Annotated in this window: 21 protein-coding genes; 16 read left to right on the top strand and 5 right to left on the bottom strand. The window is 64.4% G+C overall.

The window, feature by feature from the left end; all coding sequences use genetic code 11:
- Window positions 1-8: 8 nt before the first annotated feature.
- Window positions 9-779, bottom strand: coding sequence for a transcriptional regulator GlcC (gene glcC / locus KXR72_RS13085; RefSeq protein ID WP_437421529.1), 771 nt, complete (start codon window positions 777-779; stop codon window positions 9-11).
- A gap of 235 nt (window positions 780-1,014) precedes the next feature.
- Here glcC and glcD point away from each other — a divergent pair, with 235 nt between their 5' ends.
- The 10 genes from glcD (at window position 1,015) to KXR72_RS13035 (ending at window position 12,109) form a co-directional block, all read left to right on the top strand.
- A complete protein-coding gene (glcD, locus tag KXR72_RS13080; protein ID WP_437421528.1) occupies window positions 1,015-2,514 on the top strand; it encodes a glycolate oxidase subunit GlcD in 1,500 nt (499 codons plus the stop codon).
- On the top strand, window positions 2,514-3,572 hold the full coding sequence (gene glcE / locus KXR72_RS13075; RefSeq protein ID WP_437421527.1) for a glycolate oxidase subunit GlcE: 1,059 nt from the start codon (window positions 2,514-2,516) through the stop codon (window positions 3,570-3,572). Before glcD ends, glcE begins: the two co-directional genes overlap by 1 nt.
- Before the next feature lie 2 nt (window positions 3,573-3,574).
- Window positions 3,575-4,792, top strand: a complete 1,218-nt coding sequence (gene glcF, locus KXR72_RS13070) for a glycolate oxidase subunit GlcF (RefSeq protein ID WP_437421526.1) — start codon at window positions 3,575-3,577, stop codon at window positions 4,790-4,792.
- Window positions 4,793-5,096: 304 nt separating this feature from the next.
- Window positions 5,097-5,501, top strand: a complete 405-nt coding sequence (locus KXR72_RS13065) for a heme-binding protein (RefSeq protein WP_437421525.1) — start codon at window positions 5,097-5,099, stop codon at window positions 5,499-5,501.
- Between the two features lie 22 nt (window positions 5,502-5,523).
- A complete protein-coding gene (locus tag KXR72_RS13060) occupies window positions 5,524-7,704 on the top strand; it encodes a malate synthase G (RefSeq protein WP_437421524.1) in 2,181 nt (726 codons plus the stop codon).
- 224 nt (window positions 7,705-7,928) lie between these two features.
- Entirely contained in the window at window positions 7,929-9,638 is a 1,710-nt protein-coding gene (locus KXR72_RS13055) for an L-lactate permease (protein WP_437421523.1), read from the top strand.
- A gap of 154 nt (window positions 9,639-9,792) precedes the next feature.
- A complete protein-coding gene (locus KXR72_RS13050; protein ID WP_437421522.1) occupies window positions 9,793-9,960 on the top strand; it encodes a rubredoxin in 168 nt (55 codons plus the stop codon).
- Between the two features lies 1 nt (window position 9,961).
- On the top strand, window positions 9,962-11,161 hold the full coding sequence (locus tag KXR72_RS13045; RefSeq protein WP_437421521.1) for an NAD(P)/FAD-dependent oxidoreductase: 1,200 nt from the start codon (window positions 9,962-9,964) through the stop codon (window positions 11,159-11,161).
- 151 nt (window positions 11,162-11,312) lie between these two features.
- Window positions 11,313-11,585 carry an HU family DNA-binding protein gene (locus KXR72_RS13040; RefSeq protein WP_014854330.1) on the top strand — a complete coding sequence of 91 codons (273 nt, stop codon included), beginning with the start codon at window positions 11,313-11,315 and terminating at the stop codon, window positions 11,583-11,585.
- A gap of 137 nt (window positions 11,586-11,722) precedes the next feature.
- Window positions 11,723-12,109 (top strand): SCP2 sterol-binding domain-containing protein, encoded by a 387-nt coding sequence (locus KXR72_RS13035; protein ID WP_437421520.1) that lies wholly within the window; start codon window positions 11,723-11,725, stop codon window positions 12,107-12,109.
- 54 nt (window positions 12,110-12,163) lie between these two features.
- On the opposite strand, the gene KXR72_RS13030 is transcribed toward KXR72_RS13035, so the two are convergent.
- The gene (locus tag KXR72_RS13030) at window positions 12,164-13,069 is read right to left on the bottom strand and encodes a LysR family transcriptional regulator (RefSeq protein ID WP_437421519.1); all 906 of its coding nucleotides are present in this window, start codon (window positions 13,067-13,069) and stop codon (window positions 12,164-12,166) included.
- Between the two features lie 179 nt (window positions 13,070-13,248).
- On the opposite strand from KXR72_RS13030, the gene KXR72_RS13025 reads away from it, so the two are divergent.
- The 5 genes from KXR72_RS13025 to KXR72_RS13005 all read left to right on the top strand — a co-directional run bounded on the left by KXR72_RS13025 (window position 13,249) and on the right by KXR72_RS13005 (window position 18,089).
- Window positions 13,249-14,430: an acyl-CoA dehydrogenase gene (locus tag KXR72_RS13025; protein WP_437421518.1), complete on the top strand. Its 1,182-nt coding sequence runs from the start codon at window positions 13,249-13,251 to the stop codon at window positions 14,428-14,430.
- A gap of 127 nt (window positions 14,431-14,557) precedes the next feature.
- Window positions 14,558-15,781, top strand: a complete 1,224-nt coding sequence (locus tag KXR72_RS13020; protein ID WP_437421517.1) for a CaiB/BaiF CoA transferase family protein — start codon at window positions 14,558-14,560, stop codon at window positions 15,779-15,781.
- A 289-nt stretch (window positions 15,782-16,070) separates the two neighbouring features.
- Complete coding sequence (locus tag KXR72_RS13015) at window positions 16,071-16,679, top strand: LemA family protein (RefSeq protein ID WP_437421516.1); 609 nt, start codon at window positions 16,071-16,073, stop codon at window positions 16,677-16,679.
- A complete protein-coding gene (locus KXR72_RS13010; protein ID WP_437421515.1) occupies window positions 16,676-17,428 on the top strand; it encodes a TPM domain-containing protein in 753 nt (250 codons plus the stop codon). The genes KXR72_RS13015 and KXR72_RS13010 overlap by 4 nt, the downstream gene beginning before the upstream one ends.
- Before the next feature lie 43 nt (window positions 17,429-17,471).
- Window positions 17,472-18,089 (top strand): TPM domain-containing protein, encoded by a 618-nt coding sequence (locus tag KXR72_RS13005; RefSeq protein WP_437421514.1) that lies wholly within the window; start codon window positions 17,472-17,474, stop codon window positions 18,087-18,089.
- A 106-nt stretch (window positions 18,090-18,195) separates the two neighbouring features.
- On the opposite strand, the gene KXR72_RS13000 is transcribed toward KXR72_RS13005, so the two are convergent.
- On the bottom strand, window positions 18,196-20,163 hold the full coding sequence (locus KXR72_RS13000; protein ID WP_437421513.1) for an AAA family ATPase: 1,968 nt from the start codon (window positions 20,161-20,163) through the stop codon (window positions 18,196-18,198).
- Between the two features lie 522 nt (window positions 20,164-20,685).
- Between KXR72_RS13000 and KXR72_RS12995 the strand changes: the two genes are divergently transcribed.
- Window positions 20,686-21,444 carry a substrate-binding periplasmic protein gene (locus KXR72_RS12995; RefSeq protein WP_437421512.1) on the top strand — a complete coding sequence of 253 codons (759 nt, stop codon included), beginning with the start codon at window positions 20,686-20,688 and terminating at the stop codon, window positions 21,442-21,444.
- A 27-nt stretch (window positions 21,445-21,471) separates the two neighbouring features.
- Here the strand turns inward: KXR72_RS12995 and KXR72_RS12990 are convergent, their stop codons facing one another.
- Together KXR72_RS12990 and KXR72_RS12985 are read right to left on the bottom strand one after the other, a co-directional pair.
- Window positions 21,472-22,689: a c-type cytochrome gene (locus KXR72_RS12990; RefSeq protein WP_437421511.1), complete on the bottom strand. Its 1,218-nt coding sequence runs from the start codon at window positions 22,687-22,689 to the stop codon at window positions 21,472-21,474.
- A gap of 9 nt (window positions 22,690-22,698) precedes the next feature.
- Window positions 22,699-24,897 carry a molybdopterin cofactor-binding domain-containing protein gene (locus KXR72_RS12985; protein ID WP_437421510.1) on the bottom strand — a complete coding sequence of 733 codons (2,199 nt, stop codon included), beginning with the start codon at window positions 24,895-24,897 and terminating at the stop codon, window positions 22,699-22,701.
- Window positions 24,898-24,901 lie beyond the last annotated feature (4 nt).

Below are 24,901 nucleotides of genomic sequence, written 5' to 3'. Positions count from 1 at the left end.
AGCCTCCCTTATGCCCACCCCTCCAGCCGCATCGTCGCGCGCACCAGTCGCTGCTCTTCCTGTTCGATCTCTTTGAGGTTGTCACGAATGCTGTGGATATGGTCGCGGGCCGCGCGCTGAGCCTGGTCTGGCAGGCGTTCGGTAATGGCGTGAAACAGCCGTGAGTGCTGGCGATCGATCTGCCGTTTCTGCATGGGCCGGTGGTAGAGGTTGTTTACCGAGGCGAAAACGGTGGAGAGCATTAGGTCGGTCAGCGACTGCAGCGTGTGCACCAGCACCGGGTTGTGCGAGGCCTCGCTGACGGCTAGGTGGAAGGCATGGTCGAGGCGCGCATGCTCACGCGGGTCGGCCTCTTCGGCGGTATGCGCGGCGAGCATTTCTTCATAACGTCGGCGCAGCAGGATGAAGTCGGCCTCGGTGCCGCGCAGCGCGGCCAGCCTGGCCGATTCGCCTTCGAGCAGGGCGCGCACTTCGAGCAAGTCGTAGAGCGTGCGCGGCTGCGAATTGAACAGGTGCATCAGCGGACTGGCATCCTGCTCGCCGGAGAGCTTCGCCACGTGCGAGCCGCGTCCCTGCGCGGTCTCGATGATGCCGCGGCCGCGCAGCACGCGCAGCCCTTCGCGCAGGGCGGAACGCGAGATGCCGAGCTTCTCGCACAGGCGCCGTTCCGACGGCAGCGCCTGGCCGACCTTGAGTACGCCGTCGACGATCAGGCGCTCGATGCGCTCGGCGACCACATCCGCCAATTGGCGCCGTTCACCCTTATTCTCACTCAACATCAAAGTCTCCGAGACTGGTAGGACCAGTTGGGTCGGATCTTAACTCAATCACCGCATCCAGCGCTGAAACGCTTGATCTGCGGCAATTACTGATCCAGAGATTGAAAGGCTTACGAAAGAAACTGGTAGGACCAGTGGTTTCCAATATGGACGGATGAGAACTGTCGGGCTAATGATGCGACAAACCACCGCAGCGGGCCGTGCGCGCGGTGAATCATCAAGAGCACCGACTGCCATGAATATCCTCTACGACGAACGCGTCGACGGTGAGCTGCCCAAGGTCGACAAGGCCGCCTTGCTGGCCGAGTTGCAGGCGCAGCTGCCGGGCATGGACATCCTCCATCGAGGCGAAGACCTCAAGCCCTACGAGTGCGACGGCCTGTCCGCTTACCGCACCACGCCGATGCTGGTGGTGTTGCCGGAGCGCGTCGAACAGGTCGAAACCCTGCTGAAGATTGCCCACAAGCGTGGCGTGCCGGTGGTGGCGCGTGGCGCAGGGACCGGACTTTCCGGCGGCGCGTTGCCGCTGGAGCAGGGCATCCTTCTGGTGATGGCGCGCTTCAACAAGATTCTCGAAGTCGACCCGGCCGGTCGTTTCGCCCGCGTTCAGCCCGGCGTACGCAACCTGGCGATCTCACAGGCGGCGGCGCCCTATGATTTGTACTACGCGCCCGATCCATCCTCGCAGATCGCTTGCTCCATTGGCGGCAACGTCGCTGAGAACGCCGGCGGCGTGCACTGCCTGAAATACGGGCTGACCGTACATAACCTGCTCAAGGTGGACATTCTCACCGTCGATGGCGAGCGCATGGTGCTTGGCTCCGATGCCCTGGATTCGCCGGGCTTCGACCTGCTGGCGCTGTTCACCGGTTCCGAAGGCATGCTCGGCATCGTCACCGAGGTGACGGTCAAACTGCTGCCCAAGCCGCAGGTGGCCAAGGTGCTGCTGGCGGCGTTCGACTCGGTGGAAAAGGCTGGCCGCGCCGTGGGCGACATCATCGCTGCCGGCATCATCCCCGGCGGCCTGGAAATGATGGACAACCTGTCGATCCGCGCCGCCGAAGACTTCATCCGTGCCGGCTACCCGGTGGACGCCGAGGCGATCCTGCTCTGCGAGCTGGACGGAGTCGAAGCGGACGTGCACGACGACTGCGCCCGCGTGGGCGAAGTGCTCAAGCTGGCCGGCGCCACCGAGGTACGGCTGGCAAAGGACGAGGCCGAGCGCGTCAAGTTCTGGGCCGGTCGCAAGAACGCCTTCCCGGCGGTCGGGCGCATCTCGCCGGACTACTACTGCATGGACGGCACCATTCCACGCCGCGAGCTGCCTGGCGTGCTCAAGGGCATCAGTGACCTGTCGGACGAGTACGGCCTGCGCGTCGCCAACGTATTCCATGCCGGTGACGGCAACATGCACCCGTTGATCCTCTTCGATGCCAACACCGAAGGCGAGCTGGAACGCGCCGAGGCGCTGGGCGGCAAGATTCTCGAGCTCTGCGTCAAGGTCGGTGGTTCGATTACCGGCGAGCACGGCGTCGGCCGCGAAAAGATCAACCAGATGTGTTCGCAGTTCAACGCCGACGAGCTGACCCTGTTCCATGCCGTGAAGGCGGCCTTCGACCCCAGCGGCCTGCTCAACCCCGGCAAGAACATCCCGACGCTGCACCGCTGCGCCGAATTCGGCGGCATGCACGTCCATGGCGGGCAGTTGCCCTTCCCTGAACTGGAGCGCTTCTGATGACGGTTTCCTTCGACGACAGCCAGCAGCTGCTCGACCACGTCAACCAGGCGTTGGCCAGCAACACCCCGCTGCGTATTCAGGGCGGTGGCAGCAAGGCGTTTCTCGGTCGTGAAGTCCAGGGCACGCCGCTCGACACCCGTGCCCATCGCGGCATCGTCAGCTATGACCCGACCGAGTTGGTGATCAGCGTTCGCGCCGGCACCCCGCTGGCTGAGCTGGAGGCCGCGCTCGACGAGGCCAACCAGATGCTGCCCTGCGAGCCACCGCACCTGGGCGAAGGTGCCACCGTGGGCGGCATGATCGCGACCGGCCTGTCCGGCCCGCGGCGCCCCTGGAGTGGCTCGGTGCGCGACTTCGTGCTGGGCTCGCGGGTCATCACCGGCCACGGCAAGCACCTGCGTTTCGGCGGCGAGGTGATGAAAAACGTCGCTGGCTACGACCTGTCGCGCCTGATGGCCGGCAGCTTCGGCTGCCTCGGCCTGCTCACCGAAGTCTCGCTCAAGGTACTGCCCAAGCCGCGCCTTTCGCGCAGCTTGCGGGTGGACATGCCGGTCGATCGCGCGCTGCTCAAGCTGGCCGAATGGGGTCAGCAACCCGTACCAATCACCGCGGCGAGCCATGACGGCCAGGCGCTGCATCTGCGCCTGGAAGGCGGCGAAGGTTCGGTCAATGCCGCCTGCGACCGTATCGGTGGCGAGACGCTGGAGGCCGGCTATTGGAACGACCTGCGCGAACAGCGCCTGGGCTTCTTCAGCGACGCGCGCCCGCTGTGGCGCCTCTCGTTGCCCACCGATACCCCGGAGCTGGCGTTGCCTGGTGAGCAGCTGATCGACTGGGCCGGCGCCCAGCGTTGGCTGAAATCCGATGCCGACGCACAGATCATTCGCGCCATCGTCAGTGAAGTAGGCGGTCATGCCACCTGTTTCACCGCTGGCGCCACGGCGAGTCCGTTTCAGCCTTTGGCCGAGCCGTTGCTGCGCTATCACCGCCAGCTGAAAGCCGCGCTGGACCCGCAGGGGATCTTCAACCCCGGCCGTATGTATTCCGAGGTCTGACCATGCAAACCAATCTGAGTGAAGCCGCGAAGAAGCTGCCGCGCGCCGAGGAAGCCGAGAGCATCCTGCGCTCCTGCGTGCATTGCGGTTTCTGCAACGCTACTTGCCCGACCTACCAGCTGCTCGGAGACGAGCTGGATGGCCCGCGCGGGCGCATCTATTTGATGAAGCAGATGCTCGAAGGCGGTGAGGTTACCGAGGCCACCCAGACTCACCTGGATCGCTGCCTGACCTGCCGTAACTGTGAAACCACCTGCCCCTCTGGCGTGCAGTATCACAATCTGCTGGATATCGGTCGCGACTTCATGGAGCAGCAGGTGCCGCGCTCGGCGCGTGAGCGTCTGTTGCGCACCGGCCTGCGCACGGTGATCCCACGTCCGGGCTTGTTCAAAAGTCTGCTCAGCACCGGTAACGCGCTGCGTCCGTTGATGCCCGCGACACTCAAGGCGCACATGCCGCGCAAGGTCACTCCGGCCAAGCCGCGCCCCCAGGTGCTGCATGCCCGCCGCGTATTGATTCTCGAAGGCTGCGTGCAGCCGAGCCTGTCGCCCAACACCAATGCCGCCACCGCGCGGGTGCTCGATCGCCTGGGTATCAGCGTGACGACTGCGCGCGAAGCGGGCTGCTGCGGCGCGGTGGACTATCACCTGAATGCGCAGGAAGCAGGCCTGGACCGTGCACGGCGCAACATCGAAGCCTGGTGGCCGGCCATCGAAGGCGGTGCTGAAGCCATCGTTCAGACGGCCAGCGGTTGCGGCGCCTTCATCAAGGACTACGGTCATTTACTACGGAACGACCCGGCCTATGCGACCAAGGCCGCGCGGGTCAGCGCGCTGGCCAAGGATCTGGTGGAGGTGATGCGCAGCGCCGAGCTTGAGCGCCTGAAGGTCGAGACCGACAAGCGCATGGCCTTTCATTGCCCCTGCACCCTGCAGCACGCACAGAAGCTCGGCGGCGCGGTCGAAGACGTGCTCACCCGGCTCGGCTTCCACCTCACCGCGGTGCCGGATGCGCATCTGTGCTGCGGATCGGCGGGCAGCTATTCGATCACCCAACCGGAGATCTCCCACCAGTTGCGCGACAACAAGCTCAATGCGCTGGAAAGCGGCCAGCCGGAAGTGATCGTCACCGCCAACATCGGTTGCCAGACACACCTCGACGGTGCCGGCCGCACGCCGGTGCGGCACTGGATCGAGATCGTCGAGGAGGCGATGGGGTGACCCGACCACCCCTCACCCCGGCCCTCTCCCCAGAGGGGCGAGGGAGCAAGGCGGCGCGTGCGCGAATTCGGCGTGGTGCTGGCCACAGCACGGCGCAACCATCCCCTCTCCCCGCTGGGGAGAGGGTTAGGGTGAGGGGAAAGCGGCCCACACCGAGTGCCAGGCCGCACACCGGAGCGGCTCTGGAGCATGGACTCCACGCTTACCGGAGCAAGGACCGCAGTTAAACGATGCATCAATAGCGAGCAGGCTCGCTGCAACACAAGTACGCGCCGTGACGCACCTCGAATCGACAGGAGAAAACATGAAAACCAAAGCCATGCTGACCCAGACCGAAGTGACCGCCATCCTGGCCGCCGCGCGCAGCGAAGCGCAGAACAACGGCTGGGCCGTGACCATCGTGGTCGCCGACGACGGCGGCCACCCGCTGGCGCTGGAACGTCTGGACGGCTGTGCGCCGATCGCCTCCTACATCGCCACCGAAAAGGCGCGCAGCGCCGCGGTGGGGCGTCGCGAAACCAAGGGCTACGAAGACATGGTCAACGGCGGGCGCAACGCTTTCCTGTCCGCCCCGGTGGTCTGCTCGCTGGAAGGTGGCGTGCCGGTGATCGTCGACGGGCAGGTGATCGGTTCGGTCGGCGTCTCCGGCGTGACGGCCGCCCAGGATGCCCAGATCGCCAAGGCCGGCGTTGCCGCTGTCGCCAACTGATTCGGAAAAGGAGAACAACAGCATGACCGAGCGCGTAACCCTGGGCCGGCTCCAAGTCGCGGCCAACCTGCAACGCTTTATCGAAGACGAAGTTCTGCCGGGCACCGGCGTTGAGGTAGAAGCCTTCTGGAAGGGCTTCGATCAGTTGGTTCACGACCTGGCACCGAAGAACCGCGCCCTGCTGGCCGAGCGCGACCGCCTGCAGGTCGAGCTGGACAACTGGCATCGCAGCAATCCCGGCCCGATCAGCGACATGCCGGCTTACCGCCGCTTCCTCGAATCCATCGGCTACCTGCAGCCCGAGCCGGGCGAGGTGAAGATCAGCACCAGCAACGTCGACAGCGAGATCGCCACTCAGGCCGGCCCGCAGCTCGTCGTGCCGATCGGCAATGCGCGTTACGCGCTGAATGCTGCCAACGCCCGCTGGGGCTCGCTGTATGACGCGCTCTACGGCACCGACGCCATCAGCGAAGAGAACGGCGCACAGAAGGGGCCGGGCTACAACGAAGTGCGCGGCGCCAAGGTCATCGCCTTCGCGCGCAACTTCCTCGATCAGGCCGCCCCATTGGCTGAAGGCAGCCACGCAGACTCGGTCAGCTACCGGGTGCAGGACGGCGCGCTCAAGGTCACGCTGGAAAACGGCAGCGTTACCGAGCTCAAGCAGCCCGAGAAATTCGTGGGCTATCAGGGCGAAGCTGTCGAGCCGACTGCGATCCTGCTGAAGAACAACGGCCTGCACGTCGAGATCCAGATCGATCCGAACAGCCCGATCGGCCAGACCGACGCTGCCGGCGTGAAGGATCTGCTGATGGAGGCCGCCGTCACCACCATCATGGACTGCGAGGATTCCACCGCCGCGGTCGATGCCGACGACAAGGTGCTGGTCTACCGCAACTGGCTGGGCCTGATGAAGGGCGATCTGGTCGAAGACCTGGAGAAGGGCGGCAAGCGTATCACCCGTCGCCTTAACGCCGATCGTGAATACACCGCCGCCGACGGCTCCAACCTGAAGCTGCACGGCCGTTCGCTGCTGTTCATCCGCAACGTTGGTCACCTGATGACCAACCCGGCGATCATCGACGGCGAAGGCCACGAGATTCCCGAGGGCATCATGGACGGCGTGGTCACCAGCCTGATCGCTCTGCACGATCAGCAGCGCAAGGGCAACTCGCGCACCGGCTCGATGTACATCGTCAAACCGAAAATGCACGGACCGGCCGAGGTCGCCTTCGCCGACGAGCTGTTCGGTCGCGTCGAAGACCTGATCGGCCTGCCGCGTTATACGCTCAAGGTCGGCATCATGGACGAGGAGCGCCGCACCAGCGTCAACCTCAAGGCCTGCATCGGCGCAGCGAAGAACCGCGTGGCCTTCATCAACACCGGCTTCCTCGACCGTACCGGCGATGAGATGCACAGCATCATGGAAGCCGGCGCCGTGCTGCGTAAGGGCGACATGAAAGGTACCGCCTGGATCCAGGCCTACGAGCGCAACAACGTGCTGGTCGGCCTGAATTGCGGCCTGCGGGGCAAGGCGCAGATCGGCAAGGGCATGTGGGCCATGCCGGACCTGATGGCCGCCATGCTCGAGCAGAAGATCGCCCACCCCAAGGCCGGCGCCAACACCGCCTGGGTACCATCACCGACTGGCGCCACGCTGCATGCGCTGCATTACCACCAGGTCGACGTCCAGGCGGTCCAGGCCGAGCTGGAGAAGATCGATCTGGCCGCCGAGCGCGACAAGCTGACTAATGACCTGCTGACCATCCCGGTCGCGCCGGAGCGCAACTGGTCGGCCGCGGAGATCCAGCAGGAGCTGGACAACAACTGCCAGGGCATCCTCGGCTACGTAGTGCGCTGGGTCGAACAGGGCGTCGGTTGCTCCAAGGTGCCAGACATCCATGACGTCGGCCTTATGGAGGACCGCGCCACGCTGCGTATCTCCAGCCAGCACCTGGCCAACTGGCTGCGTCATGGCGTGGTCGACGAGGCGCAGGTTCGCGAAACGCTGGAGCGCATGGCCAAGGTGGTCGACCAGCAGAACGCGGGCGATCCGGCCTACCGTCCGATGGCGGGCAACTATTCTCAGTCAGCAGCGTTCCAGGCGGCCTGTGATCTGGTGTTCAAGGGTCGCGAGCAGCCGAGCGGCTACACAGAGCCGCTGCTGCATGCCTGGCGTCAGCGCTTCAAGCAGCAGGCCGGTTGAGCGTTATCAGCCGGACAGTCGGCGGTCAGCATTTGTTGATCACCGACGTGATTTGACGAGCCCCGGGCGCCTTTCAGCGCTCGGGGCTTTCGAGCAAGAGGGGCCGGCCAACATGACCTGTTGGTCAGTCGCTCGGACTGAGGTGACACGTTCATTTCAGCCATGCGTGGGACCGGGCTTTCCCGGATAGAAGTGGTTCACAACAAAAAACAAGGAACCCAACAATGAGTCAGACACTGCTGTCCATACTGGCCTTCGTGCCGCTGGTGCTGGCGGGGGTACTGCTGATCGGCTTTCGCTGGCCGGCCAAGTACGCAATGCCGCTGGTTTTCGTGCTCACTGCGTTGATCGGCCTCCTGGCCTGGGACATGACCTTCAACCGGGTCCTGGCTTCCACGCTGCAAGGTCTGATTCTTACCGCCGCGATCCTCTGGATCATCTTCGGCGCCATCCTGTTGCTCAACACGCTCAAGCATTCCGGGGGGATCGCATCCATTCGCCGGGGCTTCGCCAACGTCAGCCCCGACAAGCGCGTTCAGGTGCTGATCGTGGCTTGGCTGTTCGGCTGCTTCATCGAAGGGGCGTCGGGCTTCGGTACGCCGGCCGCCGTCGCGGCGCCGCTGCTCGTGGCACTGGGCTTCCCGGCGCTGACCGCGGTCGTGCTCGGCATGATGGTGCAATCCACGCCCGTGTCGTTCGGTGCGGTGGGAACGCCGATTCTGGTGGGTGTTGCCGGTGGCCTCGACCAAGCCACGCTAGGCGGCCAGCTCACAGCCGCGGGCAGCAGCTGGGAGGTGTTCTTCCACCTGATCTTCTCCCGCGTGGCGATCATCCATGCGCTGTGCGGCATCCTCATGCCGCTGATCATGATCTGCATCATGACCCGCTTCTTCGGCCGTAACCGCTCCTGGAGCGAAGGCCTCGCAATGGCACCGTTCGCCATCTTCACCGGGCTGGCGTTCGTGATTCCCTATGCGGCGGCTGGCGTGTTCCTCGGGCCGGAATTCCCTTCGATGATCGGTGCGCTGATTGGCCTCGCCATCGTGGTGCCGGCGGCCAAGGCGGGCTTCCTGCTGCCCAAGTCCAGCTGGGATTTCGCCCCGGCCAGCGAGTGGCCGGTGGAGTGGATGGGCAAGATCGAGATGAAGATCGAGGACGTCGCCGGACGCACGCCGATCTCCGTGCCGATGGCCTGGGCGCCGTACTTGCTGCTGGCGGCCTTCCTCGTAATCTCGCGTGTGTTCCCCGGTGTGAAGGCTGCACTGATGTCGGTCAGCTTCGGCTGGAAGGACATCCTCGGTGAAACGGGCGTCTCCGGAACCCTGGAGCCGCTCTATCTACCGGGTGGAATCCTCTGCATGGTGGTTCTGGTGACCTTCTTCCTGCATCGGATGAAGGCCGCTCAGCTGGGCGCGGCGATCTCCGAATCGAGCAAGACGCTGCTGGGTGCGGGCTTCGTGCTCATCTTCACCATTCCGATGGTGCGGATTCTGATCAACTCCGGCGTTAACGGGTCGGACCTGGTTTCGATGCCGGTGGCGATGGCGCAGCTGGTCGCGAACAGCGTTGGAAGTGTCTACCCGTTCTTCGCGCCGGCCGTCGGTGCGCTGGGTGCGTTCATTGCCGGCTCCAACACCGTCTCCAACCTGATGTTGTCGCAGTTCCAGTTCAACACGGCGGGGCTGCTCGGCATCTCCGGCGCGTTGATGGTGGCGCTGCAGTCAGTGGGTGCTGCCGCGGGCAACATGATCGCGATTCACAACGTGGTTGCGGCGTCGGCCACGGTCGGCTTGCTCGGCCGCGAAGGCATCACGCTTCGCAAGACCATGTTGCCGACGCTGTACTACCTCGTACTGGCCGGCACCATCGGCCTGATCGGCTTCTATGTGATGGGTATCAGCGATCCGCTGGTGGGCATCGCCAACGGAAGCTGATAGCGCTGTGACACCGAACGGGCGGCCCAGGCCGCCCGTTTCCTTTGGTGCAGGAAAAGCACGCGCGGCGTTGTCCTTAATCCGAGCGGGCCATTTGGCGCTTTCCGCGGTTCTGTTATAGCGTCAGCGCAACCGAGACTGATCGAGGTGAATAATGAAGAAGTGGCAATGCGTGGTATGCGGTTTCATCTACGACGAGGCCGAAGGCTGGCCGGACGAAGGCATCGCGCCGGGCACCCGTTGGGAAGACGTACCCGAAGACTGGCTCTGCCCTGATTGTGGCGTCGGCAAGATGGACTTCGAAATGATTGCGATCGGCTGATATGAATGCATCGAACGATATGGCGCCGCTGGTCATCATCGGCACCGGGCTGGCGGGCTATAACCTCGCCCGGGAGTTTCGCAAGCTCGACAGCGAGACGCCGCTGCTCCTGATCACGGCGGACGATGGCCGCTCCTATTCCAAACCCATGCTCTCCACCGGCTTCGCCATGAACAAGGACGCAGACGCGCTGGGCATGATGACGGTCGGGCAGATGGCCATTCAGCTCGACGCCGAGATCCGCACCCACACGCGCGTTACCCGGCTCGAGCCGCAAGCGCGTCGCGTGTGGATTGGCAACGAGCCAGTCGCGTATCGCGACCTGGTGATCGCCTGGGGCGCGCAAACTATTTCGGTGCCGGTTGCGGGCGACGCGCAGGATGCGATCTACCCAATCAACGACCTGCTCGACTACGGCCGTTTCCGCGAGGCCGCACAGGGCAAGCGGCGGGTGCTGATCCTTGGCGCCGGGTTGATTGGCTGTGAGTTCGCCAACGACCTGCTGCAGGGCGGCTACGAGGTGGAGCTGGTGGCGCCCTGTGACCAGATCATGCCATCCCTGTTGCCACCGGAACCGGCTGCAGCGGTCCGGCGCGGGCTTGAGTCGCTGGGCGCACGCTTTCACCTGGGGCCGGTGCTCCAACGCCTCGACCGCGAAGGCGATACCTTGCAGGCGAGCCTGTCCGATGGCCAACGCATCCCCTGCGACCTGGTCGTCAGCGCTGTCGGCCTGCGCCCGCGTATCGAGCTGGCCGAGGCAGCAGGACTGAACGTCAATCGCGGCATCGAGGTGGATCGCCAGCTGCGAACCTCGGCTGACCACGTCTATGCGCTGGGCGACTGCGCCGAGGTCGAAGGGCTCAATCTGCTCTACGTGATGCCATTGATGAGTGGGGTGCGCGCGCTTGCCCGCACGCTGGCCGGCCAGCCGACGCCGGTCACTTACGGCCCGATGCCGATCACGGTCAAGACGCCGGTCTGTCCGCTGGTGGTTTCGCCGCCCGCCGTGGGCAGTGAAGGCGCTTGGCAGGTCGAAGGCGAGGGCAACGACCTGCAAGCCGAGTACCGCGGCGCAGACGGCCGGCTGCTGGGCTATGCGCTCACCGGAACGGCCGTTCAGGCGCGCCTGGCCTTGAACAAGCAGCTGCCGCCAGTGCTGGCGGAAGTACCGCAGGTTCTGTCGTTTAAGACGTCGGATTGACCGTTCAAAGCGCTGGCGGGGGCTGGCGCGAGTGCTAGCAGCGTGCCATTCTCCTAGAGCGCTGCCGCACGCTAGAGCCGCTGCAGCGCCTTGTAACCCACGGTTCGGAGAACCGTGGACACAACAACAATAAAGTCTAAAGAGGCTACCTATGCGCAAACCGGAACTCGCAGCCGCCATCGCCGAAAAGGCCGATCTCACTAAGGATCAGGCCAATCGGGTCCTTAATGCCGTTCTCGATGAAATCACCAACGCGCTCAACCGCAAGGACAGCGTGACCCTGGTTGGTTTTGGCACCTTCCTGCAACGCCACCGTGGCGCCCGCACCGGAAAGAATCCCCAGACAGGTGAGCCCGTCACCATCAAGGCCAGTAACACCGTGGCCTTCAAGCCGGGAAAGATGTTGAAAGACGCGATCAACTGACCTCGCCTGGCCCCGGGGCCGCCCAGGCTCCGGGTCAGCTTGACCGAACGGTCCGCTCTGGACCGGCCTGTTCTCCCGCTTCCACCGCCCGAACCAGCCGCTACAATCCCGTTTTTTCTGCCACGGTCGGCCCGTTCATGAAATTTCGCTTTCTCCTCTGGATGCTTGGCCGTCTGATGACCAAGGCCAGCCGCACCAACCCCGACTTTCAGAAGCAACTCGGCGACAAGGCTTTGACCTTTCAGCTCCACACCCTGGACGGCAAGGTTGCCCGACATTACGTAGTGAAAGACCAGCGCATGACCCACCATGCCGGCCCAGCCACCGATCCGGCCTTTGCCATCGGCTTCAAGGACAGCGCCTACGGCTTCGCCACCCTGAACGCCAAGAACAAGCAGCTGGCGTTCATGCAGGGCATTCAGGACAAGCACATTCAGATCCAGGGTAATCCCGCCTTGGTGATGTGGTTCCAAGGCCTGACCAAATACCTCAAGCCCCGCAAGCCGAAGCCCGCTGCGGTCTGATCGCCCCCGCCCAGCGAGGCGGTTCGCTCATCGCGTGCCCGGCCTGAGTGACGGCTAGACCGACTGCGCCACCCAGGCGCGCGCTTCGTCCAGCAACCAGTCTCGAAAAGCATTCAGCGCCGCCGATTCCACGCGGCGCTCTGGGATCATCAGGTGATAGGCCTGGCCTTCGCGGCGGTACGCGTGCGGATGAGCGATTACCAGGCGTTGCTCGGCCAGCTCGCGCTGAATCAGAAACGGCGGAATCAGCGCTACCCCCATCTGGTGTTCGGCCGCCTGCGCCAGCATGGAAAACAGTTCCAGGCGTGGGCCGGTCATGTCGCGCGCGACTTTCATGCCCAGAGAGTCGAACCACTGCCGCCAGGCGTAGGGGCGGGTGGTCTGTTGCAGGAGCGGCATGTCGGCAATCCGCGTAGCCGTGAGCGAGCCGGCGCCGCCCAGCAGGGCCGGGCTGCACACGGGCACCGAGTGCTCGGGCATCAACGGATAAGCCACGGTGCCGGACCAGTCGCCATCACCGAAATAGATGGCTGCATCGAACTCGGTATCGGCGAAGAGAAACGGGCGGGTGCGGTTGGTCAGGTTGACGGTAATTTCCGGATGCATTTGCTGGAACTGATGCAGGCGCGGCAGTAGCCACTGGGTGCCAAAGGTGGGCACCAGTGCCAGCTCAATCGTCTGCGCGCCCTGCTGGCCCATCACCGAAAGCGTGTCGCGCTCGACCGCATCGAGCTGCGTGGCCACTCGGCGTGCATAGGACTGGCCCGCTTCGGTCAGCTTCACGCCGCGGCGTGAGCGGCGGAACAGTTCGAGCCCTAGAAACTCCTCGAGACCACCAATCTGTCGGCAGATCGCGCTTTGCGTCAGCGACAGCTCCTCAGCGGCGCGGGTGAAGCTTTGATGACGCGCAGCGGCCTCGAAGGCGATAAGCGCGGCGGTGCTTGGTATTTTGCGGCGCATTATGCGGCAGCCTCACTAAACTCGGTCCTGATCGGGCGAAGAGCATACGTTTTAGTGCGCTTTACGCACAGGTGTTTGCGAATAACTCGTTTGCCGCCTCGCGCCCCTGCTTCTAGCATCCGTCCTATCGACCACGTCGGGCGTCGCTCGACGTACCGCTTCCAACAAGAGGACCTCCCATGGCCGGCACCGCAAGCTTCAACTGGATCGACCCGCTGCTGCTCGACCAGCAGCTCACCGAAGACGAGCGCATGGTGCGTGACAGTGCCGCGCAGTTCTGTGCCGACAAGCTGGCGCCGCGGGTGCTGGAGGCATTCCGTCATGAAAAGACCGACCCGGCCATTTTCCGCGAGATGGGCGAGACCGGCCTGCTCGGTGCGACCATCCCTGAAGCCTACGGTGGCAGCGGGTTGAACTATGTGTGCTACGGCCTGATTGCGCGCGAGGTCGAGCGCGTCGATTCCGGCTACCGCTCGATGATGAGCGTGCAGTCCTCTCTGGTGATGGTGCCGATCAATGAATTCGGCAACGAAGAAACCAAGCAGAAGTACCTGCCCAAGCTGGCCAGCGGCGAATACATCGGCTGCTTCGGTCTGACCGAGCCGAACCACGGCTCCGATCCGGGCTCTATGGTCACGCGTGCCAAGAAGGTCGACGGCGGCTATCGGCTGTCCGGCAGCAAGATGTGGATCACCAACAGCCCGATCGCCGATGTTTTCTTGGTGTGGGCCAAGGATGATGATGGCGCTATCCGTGGCTTCGTGCTCGAGAAGGGCTGGGAAGGCCTCAGCGCGCCGGCGATCCACGGCAAGGTCGGCTTGCGCGCTTCGATCACCGGCGAGATCGTGATGGACAACGTGTTCTGCCCCGAAGAAAACGCCTTCCCGGACGTGCGTGGCCTGAAGGGCCCATTCACCTGCCTGAACAGCGCGCGCTACGGCATCAGCTGGGGCGCACTGGGCGCTGCCGAATTCTGCTGGCATACCGCCCGGCAATACGTGCTGGACCGCAACCAGTTCGGCCGCCCGCTGGCTGCCAATCAGCTGATCCAGAAGAAGCTGGCCGACATGCAGACCGAGATCACGTTGGCGCTTCAGGGCTGCCTGCGCCTCGGCCGTATGAAGGACGAAGGCACCGCGGCGGTGGAAATTACCTCGATCATGAAGCGCAACAGCTGTGGCAAGGCGCTCGACGTGGCGCGCATGGCCCGCGACATGATGGGCGGCAACGGCATCAGCGATGAGTTCGGCGTGGCCCGTCACCTGGTCAACCTCGAGGTGGTGAACACCTATGAAGGCACGCATGACGTGCATGCGCTGATCCTGGGTCGCGCGCAGACGGGCATCCAGGCGTTCTTCTAAGCGGGACGTCGATGTGGGGCGAGCAAGCTCGCTCCCACACAAGGCTCAACTGCTGTAGGTGGGCGCACTCGTGTGCGCCATCTAGCAAGCGATCACGTTTTACCCCATCCGCTACTGAGAGACCTCTATGTCCGGCGCTCTTTCCCACATCCGCGTCCTCGACCTGTCGCGCGTGCTCGCCGGCCCCTGGTGCGGGCAGATCCTCGGTGACCTTGGCGCCGAGGTGATCAAGGTCGAGCGTCCGCGCACGGGCGATGACACCCGTCACTGGGGGCCGCCGTACTTGAAAGACCAGCAGGGCGAAAACACCTCAGAAGCGGCTTATTTCCTGTCAGCCAACCGCAACAAGCAGTCGCTGACGCTGGATTTCACCCAGCCTGAAGGCCAGCGCATCATCCGTGAGCTGGTCGAACGGTGCGATGTGCTGCTGGAAAATTTCAAAGTCGGCGGGTTGGCGGCGTACGGGCTGGACTATGAAAGCCTGAAAGCCATCAACCCGCGGCTGATCTATTGCTCGATCACCGGTTTCGGCAGCGACGGCCCCTACGCCGGGCGGGCCGGTTACGACTTCATGATCCAGGGCATGGGTGGGCTGATGAGCCTGACCGGGCGTAGCGATGCGGAGGAGGGCGCCGGGCCGGTAAAGGCGGGCGTGGCACTGACCGACATCCTCACCGGGCTCTATGCCACGGTCGGCGTGCTCGCCGCGTTGAATCACCGCGAGCAAACGGGTGTCGGCCAGCATGTCGAAACGGCGCTGCTGGACGTGCAGGTCGCCTGCCTGGCCAACCAGGCGATGAACTATCTCACCACCGGCGTGGCACCCAAGCGCATGGGCAATGCGCACCCGAACATCGTGCCCTACCAGGACTTCCCGACAGCCGACGGTGACATCATTCTCACCATCGGTAACGACGGCCAGTTCCGCAAGTTCGCCGAGGTGGCGGGGCATGCTGAATGGGCGAGTGATCCGCGTTTTACCAACAACAAGGCGCGGGTGGCGCACCGCGCCGAGCTGATCCCGCTGATTCGCCAGGCCACGGTGTTCCGCACCACCGCCGAGTGGGTTGCCCTGCTGGAAGCGGCCGGCGTGCCTTGCGGGCCGATCAACGACTTGTCCCAGGTATTCGCGGACCCGCAGGTACAGGCGCGGGGCCTGCGTCTGGACTTGCCACATCCGCTGGCTGGCAGCGTGCCGCAAGTGGCGAGCCCGCTCCGGCTGTCCGAATCGCCAGTGAGCTATCGCAAGGCGCCGCCACTGCTGGGCGAGCACAGCGAAGCGGTGCTGCAGAACGTGCTGGGGTTGAGCTTCGAAAAGATCCTGTCCCTGCGGCAGTCCGGCGTGATCTGAACGCGTGATCAGCGGTCGCTGCCCGATCTGGACCGCCAGCACACGAGCTCCGCACGGGCTTGCTACGCGAAGATTAGAGCAGCGCCTGTAGCAGGCTTGCTCCTAACAAAACAGCGCGCCGCGAAGTGAGTGCTGTAGGAGCCCGCTTGCTGACGATCAGCTACCCGGACCGTCATCAGCTGCCTCGCCCACTTACCGGAACGGGTCGGTCCTGTGCCCCACGCTGAACTCTCTTGCCGTTAGGTCATCCCTATATGTGGAATTCATCACACTTACGGATAAGCGAATCATGCAGACGCAGCGCTATCGACTCACCTGGCAGGTCGCCGGGGTTCTGTTCCTGTCCTGGCTGCTGGCCGGATGCGGGATCAACAACATTCCGCAGTATGACGAGCAGGTGAAATCGGCCTGGTCGCAGGTTGAAAACCAATACCAGCGGCGTGCGGACCTGATTCCCAATCTGGTCGAGACGGTCAAGGGCTTCGCTCGCCAGGAACAGGAAACCCTGACCGCCGTGACTGAGGCGCGCTCACGTGCTACGTCCATCCAGATGAGCGCCGACGATCTCGATGATCCAGAAAAACTGCGCCGCTTCCAGGAAGCGCAAAACCAGCTGACTGGCGCGCTGAGCCGCCTGATGGCGGTGTCCGAGCGCTACCCGGACTTGAAGTCGAACCAGAATTTCCTGGCATTGCAGTCGCAGCTCGAAGGCACCGAGAACCGGATTGCAGTGGCACGGCGGGATTTCATTCAGGCGGTCGAGCGTTACAACACCGAGATCCGCACATTCCCCGGTCGGATCTGGCACACCCTGATGTACAGCGATATGCCAGTGCGGGAGAACTTCGAAGCCACCGCTGAAAACGCCGATCAGGCTCCACGCGTGCAGTTTCAATGACCCGCACCGTCGCGCTGCTGCTGGCGCTGCTCCTGTGGGCAGGCGGCGTCGTCGCCCAGTCGTTCGAGGTCCCGCCGCTGACCGGGCGCGTGGTCGACCGTGCCGAGCTGCTCGATACCCAGTCCAAAGCGCGGCTGACGGGGATGCTCGCTGCACACGAACAGGCCAGCGGCGAGCAGGTGGTTGTCGTCACTTTGCCGAACCTGCAGGGCCAGAGTATCGAGGAGGTCGGGCTGGCGCTGGGGCGCGAGTGGGGCATTGGCCAGAAGGATGAGGACACTGGCGCGTTACTGATCGTCGCGCGCGATGACCGGCGGATTCGCATCGAGGTGGGCTACGGCCTGGAAGGCCGCCTGACCGATGCGCAGTCTTCGGTGATCATCAACCGGATCATTGCGCCGGCGTTTCAACAGGGCGACTTTACCCGCGGCATCGTCGAGGGCGCCGAAGCGATGATTCAGGTGCTTGGCGGCGATCCGCTGCGCACGGCTGCGACCCAGCCGGCCATGCCGATGCACGCACAGGAGCCGGGCGGCTTCGGCATCCTCGGCTTCTTCCTCATGCTGGTGGCGATTTTCGTCATCGGAGGCGGTCGAGGTGGGCGTGGCGGGCGCGGTGCGGGTCGCGCGGTCCTTCTGGGCGCGCTCCTCGGCGGGATGGGGCGCGGCGGAGGCGGCGGCTTTGGTGGGGGTGGTTTCGGTGGCGGGGGTGGCGGCTTTGGTGGCGGCGGCGCCTCAGGTGGCTGGTGAAGCCGAGCAGCACAGGACAACGAATTCTCAGACGGATGACTAGATGACCCTACTGACCGAACGCGAGCTCGAGCAGGTCGCCGAAGCGATCAACCGCGTCGAGCGGCACACCGACGCCGAACTGGTGACCGTGCTTGCTGCGCAGGCTGACGACTACCGCTACATTCCGCTGCTCTGGGCGAGCCTGCTGGCGCTGCTGTTACCGGGCGCGCTGGTGTTCTTCACGGGCTGGCTGAGCGCGTGGCAGATGCTGCTGGCGCAATGGGCAACCTTCATCGTGCTGGCCTTGGTCTTTCGCATCGATGCGGTGACCAGCCGACTCATTCCACGCTCCGTTCGCCACTGGCGCGCCTGCAACCTGGCGCGGCGTCAGTTCATCGAGCAGAACCTGCACCACACCGCCGCCGGGACAGGCATGCTGATCTTCGTGTCCGAAGCCGAGCGCTATGTGGAGATTCTTGTGGACCGCGGCATTTCCAGCCGCATCGATGACGCGGTCTGGCAGTCCGTCGTTGCTTCCTTCACCGAAGACGTGCGCAACGGCCAGGTGCTTGAAGGTTTTCTGACCTGCATCGAAACCTGCGGTGCGCTGCTCACGGAACACCTTCCAGCCACTCACGAACGCAACGAGTTGCCAAATCATCTGGTGGTAATCGAGTAAAGCGTAAAGCCGAACGTGGGAGGCCGGAGGCCAGACCGGCCTCCCTGTTTCGTCAGCTACGTGGCACCAGCCTCCCGTTCATCGCTTCTTGACCCGTCTCAGCGGGTCAGACCATCCCCGGCCCGTCATCCTCGGGCTGTTCGACTGGCGCCAGATCAAGGAACGGAGCGTTCTCCATAGCGCTGGCAGCAACGCGGTCGATGGTGCTCATGGCATGACCGATGATCGAGCTGACATTGGCGTCAAGGTGGTGATCAGGCAGCCGCTCGATGGCAGCCAATACTTCTTCGCCCGGCACGGTTTCTTCAGCCAGCAGCTTGTCGGCGATTTCGTCCAGTGCCGGCTTGAGCCGTTGCAGCAGCGCCATGCAGTCGCGGTCGAGCTGCTTGAGCAGGTCGTCGGCGGCGCGGATGGATTCGCCGGAATCGAACTCAATGTGAGCGTCGCGCACCGCCTGCAGGCTGAGCAGCGAACCGTTCGGGTCCATGCCCAGCGCGCCGACCATCGACAGTGCGATTTTCGAGGCTTCCTGCAGATCCTGGCCGGCACCGGAGGAGACTTCGTGGAAGTACAGCTGCTCGGCGCCACGGCCGGCCAGCAGCATCTGAATGCGGTTGCGAAGCTCGGATTCCATGTGCAAGCGCTTGTCCTCGACCGGGGTGACCAGGGTCACGCCCAGCGCTTGGCCTCGGGGCAGGATGGTGACCTTTTCCACGCGGCCGGTTTTCAGCGCGGCGGCGACCAACGCGTGGCCAGCCTCGTGCACGGCAATGCGCTTGCGGTCGGTCGGCGACATCGGCGTGACGCCGGACGGCTGCTCGCCGATCCGGCAGGTTTCCACGGCATCGACGAAATGCGCCATGGTCACCGCCTTCGCTTCGCTTCGCGCAGCCAGCAGCGCCGCATGGTTCACGATGTAGGCGATGGCGGCGGGCGTCAGGCCGACGGTATTGCGGGCCAGCTGCGGATAGTCCAACGCTTGTTCGGCGCGGATCTTAGCGGCGTAAAGGCGGAACAGCGCCTCACGGTCTGCGAGGCCCGGCAGGCCGACCGCAATGGAGCGGTCGAAGCGGCCCTCGCGCACCAGCGCCGGGTCCAGCGAGTTGGGGAAGTTGGTCGCCCCCAGTACCAGCACACCGCTCGCACCGTCGAAGCCGTCCATCTCGGCAAGAAACTGGTTGATGATGCGATTGCTTTCGGCGTCGCTGGATCGCTGCTGTTCGGCACGTTTGCCGATGCCATCGATCTCATCGATGAAGATGATGCAGGGGGCCTGGCGGCGCGCCGTACGGAACAGTGCCTTGACCTTCTGGATGCCGACGCCGAAATACATCGAGGAAAAATCGCTACCGGTCACCTGAATGAAGCTGGCGTTGGATTCGGTGGCCAGCGCCTTGGCCAGCTGCGTCTTGCCGGTGCCGGGTTCGCCGGTGAGCAGCACGCCTTTCGGCGGCCGTGCGCCCAGCGCGGTATAGGCGGCCGGATCGCGCAGATAGGCCGTGACGTCACTCAGCGCCTGCTTGGCTTCGCTCGCGCCAATCACATCGCTGAAGCTGATACCGCTGCCTTTTCGGTGCACCTGGAACGCCTGGCTCTTGATCGCCAGGTACGTCAGGGCGCCAACCAGCAGCAGAATGAATGGCGCATAGGGCAGCACCATTCGATACCAGGGCTTCTCGCCGTCAGTATCGAACAGGGTTAGCGGAAACAGCTCACCGTCACTGCTGGCGTACTGGTCCAGAAGCAGCTGGGCGACGCGTCCGGACTGATCCGGAACCCAATAACGCAGGCCGTCGTGCAGGCTGATATAGACCGCATCCTTGCCCAGCGCGGCGCTGGCGATGGTGGCGCCGCGCAGATCGCTCATCAGCACGGACAGATCCCGGCGATTGGCTTGCCAAGGGTCGGTGGACTCCTGCAGGGCGTCGAGCATGCTCGCCGCTGCACCGGTGGCCGGTGTCGAGGGTGCGCTCGGGCGTAACTGCCAATAGGCCACGCAGGCGGCCACCAGTAGCAACAGGAAAACGGAGAGTACAGGGCCGCGGCGACCTTGTAGCAGGCGTGGTGTTTTCATTTCACATCCAATCGGGAAGCCCGATGTCTCGACAAACAACCGCCCGGGAAGGCGGACCACAGTTGTTCGCGGGGAATTTCCCGCGGCGCCAATCAGATGGCGCAACACAGCTCGGACGTGTCGGATGCGATTTATATGCCGGACTGTGAATCGGGTCGGCGGACTCCGATAGCCGGCGAGAATACGGCAAGCACCTGCGCCGAAGTGGCGGAGCGACGAATGGCGCCCCGGTTTGCGACGAACGACCGCTGGGTCGCGGAACCCCTTCAGATCGCTGCAATCGTTGGAGACCTCGGGGCAGAGCGGGTCCGCTGGCGCAGCCTGGCAAAGCGGGCTGAGCGGCTTCGAATGACTGTCACTTAAGTGACCCGGCGCAGCGTTTGCGCTGCGCATGCCTGCTACCGTTCGTCCGCGCGGTCGGTCTGTCTGAATCGGCCCGCAGGCGTTAGCGACAGGTGCCGAGCCCGCCGCCCGACCGTGGCACGCCCATACAACAATAAATTCAACGACCGAGAGTCTGACATGCCAACCAAACACAACAGTGTTCGCGGCGCCGTTCTGGGCGCGCTGTTCACCCTCCTGCCGCTCGCCCAGGCTCATGCCACCGGCGAAAAGATCAACCTGCTCACCCAGAACTTCCCGCCGTTCAGCATGGCCGTCGATGGGAAGAACTTCGCCAAGGAGAGTGCGATCAACGGCATCGACGCCGAGGTCGTGGCTGAGTTATTCAAGCGAGCGGGCGTGCCCTACGAGATGACGCTGCGCTTCCCCTGGAGCCGCCTGCAAGACCTGGCGGAGAAGACGCACGGGTTTGGTGTGTTTTCCCTCAGCCGCACGCCGCAGCGTGAGCCCAAATACAAATGGGTTGGCCCGCTGAGCGAAATCCAGATCGTGTTGCTCAAAACCCCGGAAAGCCCCATCCAGCTCACCAGCCTGGAAGATGCCAAGCAGTACCGGATCGGATCGAAGGATGGCAGCGTCGGCAGCCAGTACCTGATCACGCGCGGTATCGAGGTACAGAACTCGTTGATCGACACGCCGGCCAAGCTCAAAAGCGGTCAGTTCGATCTCTGGGCGACCACCAACCCCTCCGGCGAATACGAAGCCAAGCAAGCCGGCGTCGGGCCTCTGGTCGTGGCCCTGACGTTGAATCGGGTCGACCTGTATCTCGCCCTGAACAAGGACACCCCCGACGACGTGGTCGAGAAGCTGCAGCGCACCCTGGACCAGATGAAGCAGGATGGCCTGCTGGAACAGGCTGCCCGCCGCTACGTTGATTGAGGTCGAAGGGCGGGCTTGCCGAGCCTCTCAGCGGCGCTCGGAGATCGTCTCGGCGCTCAACGTGCCGGGTTGCGCGCCAAAGTGGCCGAGCATGAAGTTGGCCAGCGCGGCCACTTCCCGGTCGTTGAAGTGCCGGTTGAAAGCCGGCATCAGGTGATGCCCGCTGGGGCCGTGCAGGGCATCGCCGTCGAGGATGACCCGAACCAGATTCAACCCCTGCGGGTCATTCAGCGTGCGCAGGCCGCGCAGCGAGGCGTAATCGCTCTGCCGGCCGCTGCCGTCCCACTTGTGACAACTGGCGCAGGCATCCGCGAACAGCTTCTGGCCCAGCGGATCGACCGCTTTGGCGGGCGGCTCGTTGGCGAGCGTCTTGGCCTCGGGCCGCTCGATCTCCGCGGGTTGGGCTGGCACTGATTTGAGGTAGACGACCATGGCCTGGATGTCCTCGGGCGTGAGGTGGCGCAGGCTGTGGTTGACCACCTCGGCCATCGGCCCGCCCGCAACGCCGTAGCCGGGTGCGACGCCGGTAGCCAGGTAGCGTGCCAGGGCGTCGTCCGGCCAGTCGCCGATCCCACCCTGTCTATCACCGGTGATGTTCCAGGCGGCCCAGCCCTGGATCGTCGAGCCGGCGAGCGCCTCGGAGCCCTTCTTCGCCTGCATGAAATTGCGCGGCGTGTGGCACTCGCCGCAATGCCCCGGCCCTTCGACCAGATAGGCGCCGCGGTTCCACTGTTCGGATTGTTCCGGGTCCGGTTCGAAACGCTCGTCGTCGAGAAAAAGCAGGTTCCACAACGCGATGCCCCAGCGCTGGTTGAAGGGAAAGCCGATGTCGTTTTCCTTGTTCGGCTGGTGCACCGGCTCGAGGCTGAACAGGTACGCCTTGATTGCGAGAATGTCTTCGCGCGGCATCAGTGTGTAAGAGGTGTAGGGGAAGGCCGGGTAGTAGTGACGGCCGTCCGGCCCGATACCTTGCTGCATGGCCTCGACGAACTCGTCGTCGGTCCAGTTGCCGATGCCGGTTTCCTTGTCTGGTGTGATGTTGGTCGAGTACAGGGTGCCGAACGGCATCTCCACAGGCAGGCCGCCGGCGTAAGGCTTTCCGCCTTCGGTGACGTGGCAGGCCAGGCAGTCCGCTGCGCGGGTCAGGTACTCGCCGCGCTCAAGGGTCGGGTCGGCCAAGGCGGTCGCCGCGCTCAGCACGAGCGCAGCGCCGAGCAGGCCGCGATAGGGCAGTCGAATCGTCATGCTCGTTCCTCAGATCACGTAATAGCCGGCGCGTGCCAGGGGCAGGCGGCGGATGCGGGTGCCATTGGCTGCGGCAAGTGCATTGACAAGCGCCGGGGCGATCATCGCTGTGCCGGCTTCGCCAACTCCGCCGGGCGCCTCGGTGCTCTGCACGATGTAGGTTTCCACCGGCGGCGCCTCGGTGATCCGCAATTGGCGGTAATCATGGAAGTTCGTTTGCTCGACGCGGCCACCGCTGACGGTGATTTCGTTGAACAGCGCGGCGGAGAGCCCGAACAGGGTGCCGCCCTCGATCTGCGACTTGACGGATACCGGGTTCATCACCTGCCCGCAATCGATCGCAACCACCAGGCGCTTGAGCTTGATGCCCTTGTCCTCAGTGACCTGCAGCTCAACCACAGTGGCAAGGAAGCTGCCGAATACCTCCTGTACTGCTACGCCGCGGCCATGCCCGCTTGCCAGCGGCTCGCTCCAACCGGACTTTTCGGCCGCCAGTTGCAGAACTGCCTGCGCGCGTGGATGGCTGCCGAGTAGCGCCATGCGGAAGTCCACCGGGTCGCGCTCGGCGTGGCGGGCGAGCTCGTCGACGAAGCTCTCGAGCATGTAGGTACTGCGCAGCGGGCCCACGCCGCGCCACCAGGACTGATGCAGCGCCCTGGGCGGCACCGGCACGTAGTTCACCCGAAGGTGCTGCAGCGCGTAGATGGGGTGCATGGCCACTTCCACCGCATCGCCATCCAGCCCGTTCTCAGGCACCGCCTCGGGTGCGAAGCGGGCCAGCACCGAGGCGCCGGCAATGGTGTGACGCCAGCCCAGCAGCTGGCCCTCGGCGTCGAATGCGGCGGCGAAGCGGTCGATGTAGTGCGGCCGGTACATGTCGTGGGTGGTGTCTTCCTCGCGTGTCCAGGTCAGCTTGATGGGGTAATCGACCTTTGCTGCGATGGCGACTGCCTGATGGATGAAATCGACTTCCAGTCTACGACCGAAAGCACCTCCGATGAGCTGGTTGTGAATGATCACCTGCTCGGCGGGCCGTTGCGCCGCCTCGGCGGCGGCCGTCTGCGCGCGCACCGGCACCTGGGTGCCGACCCAGACCTCCACGGCGTCGGGCCGCACTTGCGCTACACAGCTCATCGGCTCGAGCGCCGCATGGGCGAGGAAGGGCATCTGGTACTCGGCTTCAAACGTCTTGGCCGCGTCCTTGAGCGCACCGTCGATGTCGCCCTGTTCGTTGGCGATGGCACCAGGCTTGTCCAGCGCCTCCTTGATCTCGCGCTCCATCTGCGCTGAGTCGATGTTGGCGTTCTCGCCCAGCTCCCAGTCGATTTCCAGCGTGCGCACGCCGGCGATGGCGGCCCAGGTGTGCTCGCCGATCACCGCCACGGCGTTGCCTAGGGCGATCACCTCCAGTACCCCAGGGACTTTTCGAGCGGCAGCGTCATCGACGCTGCGCACCGTGCCGCCGATCACCGGGCAGGCGCGGATCGAGGCGTACTTCATGCCGGGCAGCACCAGGTCGATGGTGAAGCGTGCCGTACCGTCGACTTTCGCAGGCGTGTCAAGGCGCCGGGTGGGCTTGCCGATCAGCTTGAACTCGCTGGCCGGCTTGAGCGGAATGTTCTCCGGGACGGGTAATTTCGAGGCATCCTCGACCAGCTCGCCGTAGCCGAAGCTCTGGCCATTAGGGCCGAGCACACGGCCGTTCTCTGCTCGCAGGCCATCGGCGGCTAGCTGCCAACGCTGCGCCGCGGCCTGGATCAGCAACAACCGCGCGGCCGCACCGGCCTGGCGCAGCGGCTCCCAATTGCTGCGGATTGAAGTCGAGCCGCCGGTGGCCTGGAAATTCAGCAGCTTGTCGTTGTAGATGGCTTCGTTCGGCGGCGCTTCCTTGAGCGTGATCTGGTCGAGGCCGATCTCAAGCTCCTCGGCGACCATCACGGCCAGCCCGCTCTGCGCGCCCTGGCCCATTTCGATTTTCGGCACGGTGAAGGTGACCTGGCCGTCGCGGTCGATGCTGATGAAGGCATCCAGCGCCGTGGCGTTGGACATTGGCTGGTCTTCCGGGCCTTCGTTCAGGATCTGCTCGGCGAAGCTGCGCCCGGCGAACGGCAGGGTGAAACCGATCACCAGCCCGCCCAGGGCCAGGCTGCCGACTTTGAGCAAGGTGCGGCGCGAAGGGGATTGCAGGGTCGTTTCGGGTTGGCTCATCTCG

The organism is Stutzerimonas chloritidismutans (assembly GCF_051486945.1).
Lineage (GTDB): Bacteria > Pseudomonadota > Gammaproteobacteria > Pseudomonadales > Pseudomonadaceae > Stutzerimonas > Stutzerimonas chloritidismutans_B.
The sequence above is the reverse complement of the archived record's forward strand: the minus strand, read 5'-3'. Positions and strand labels throughout refer to the sequence as shown.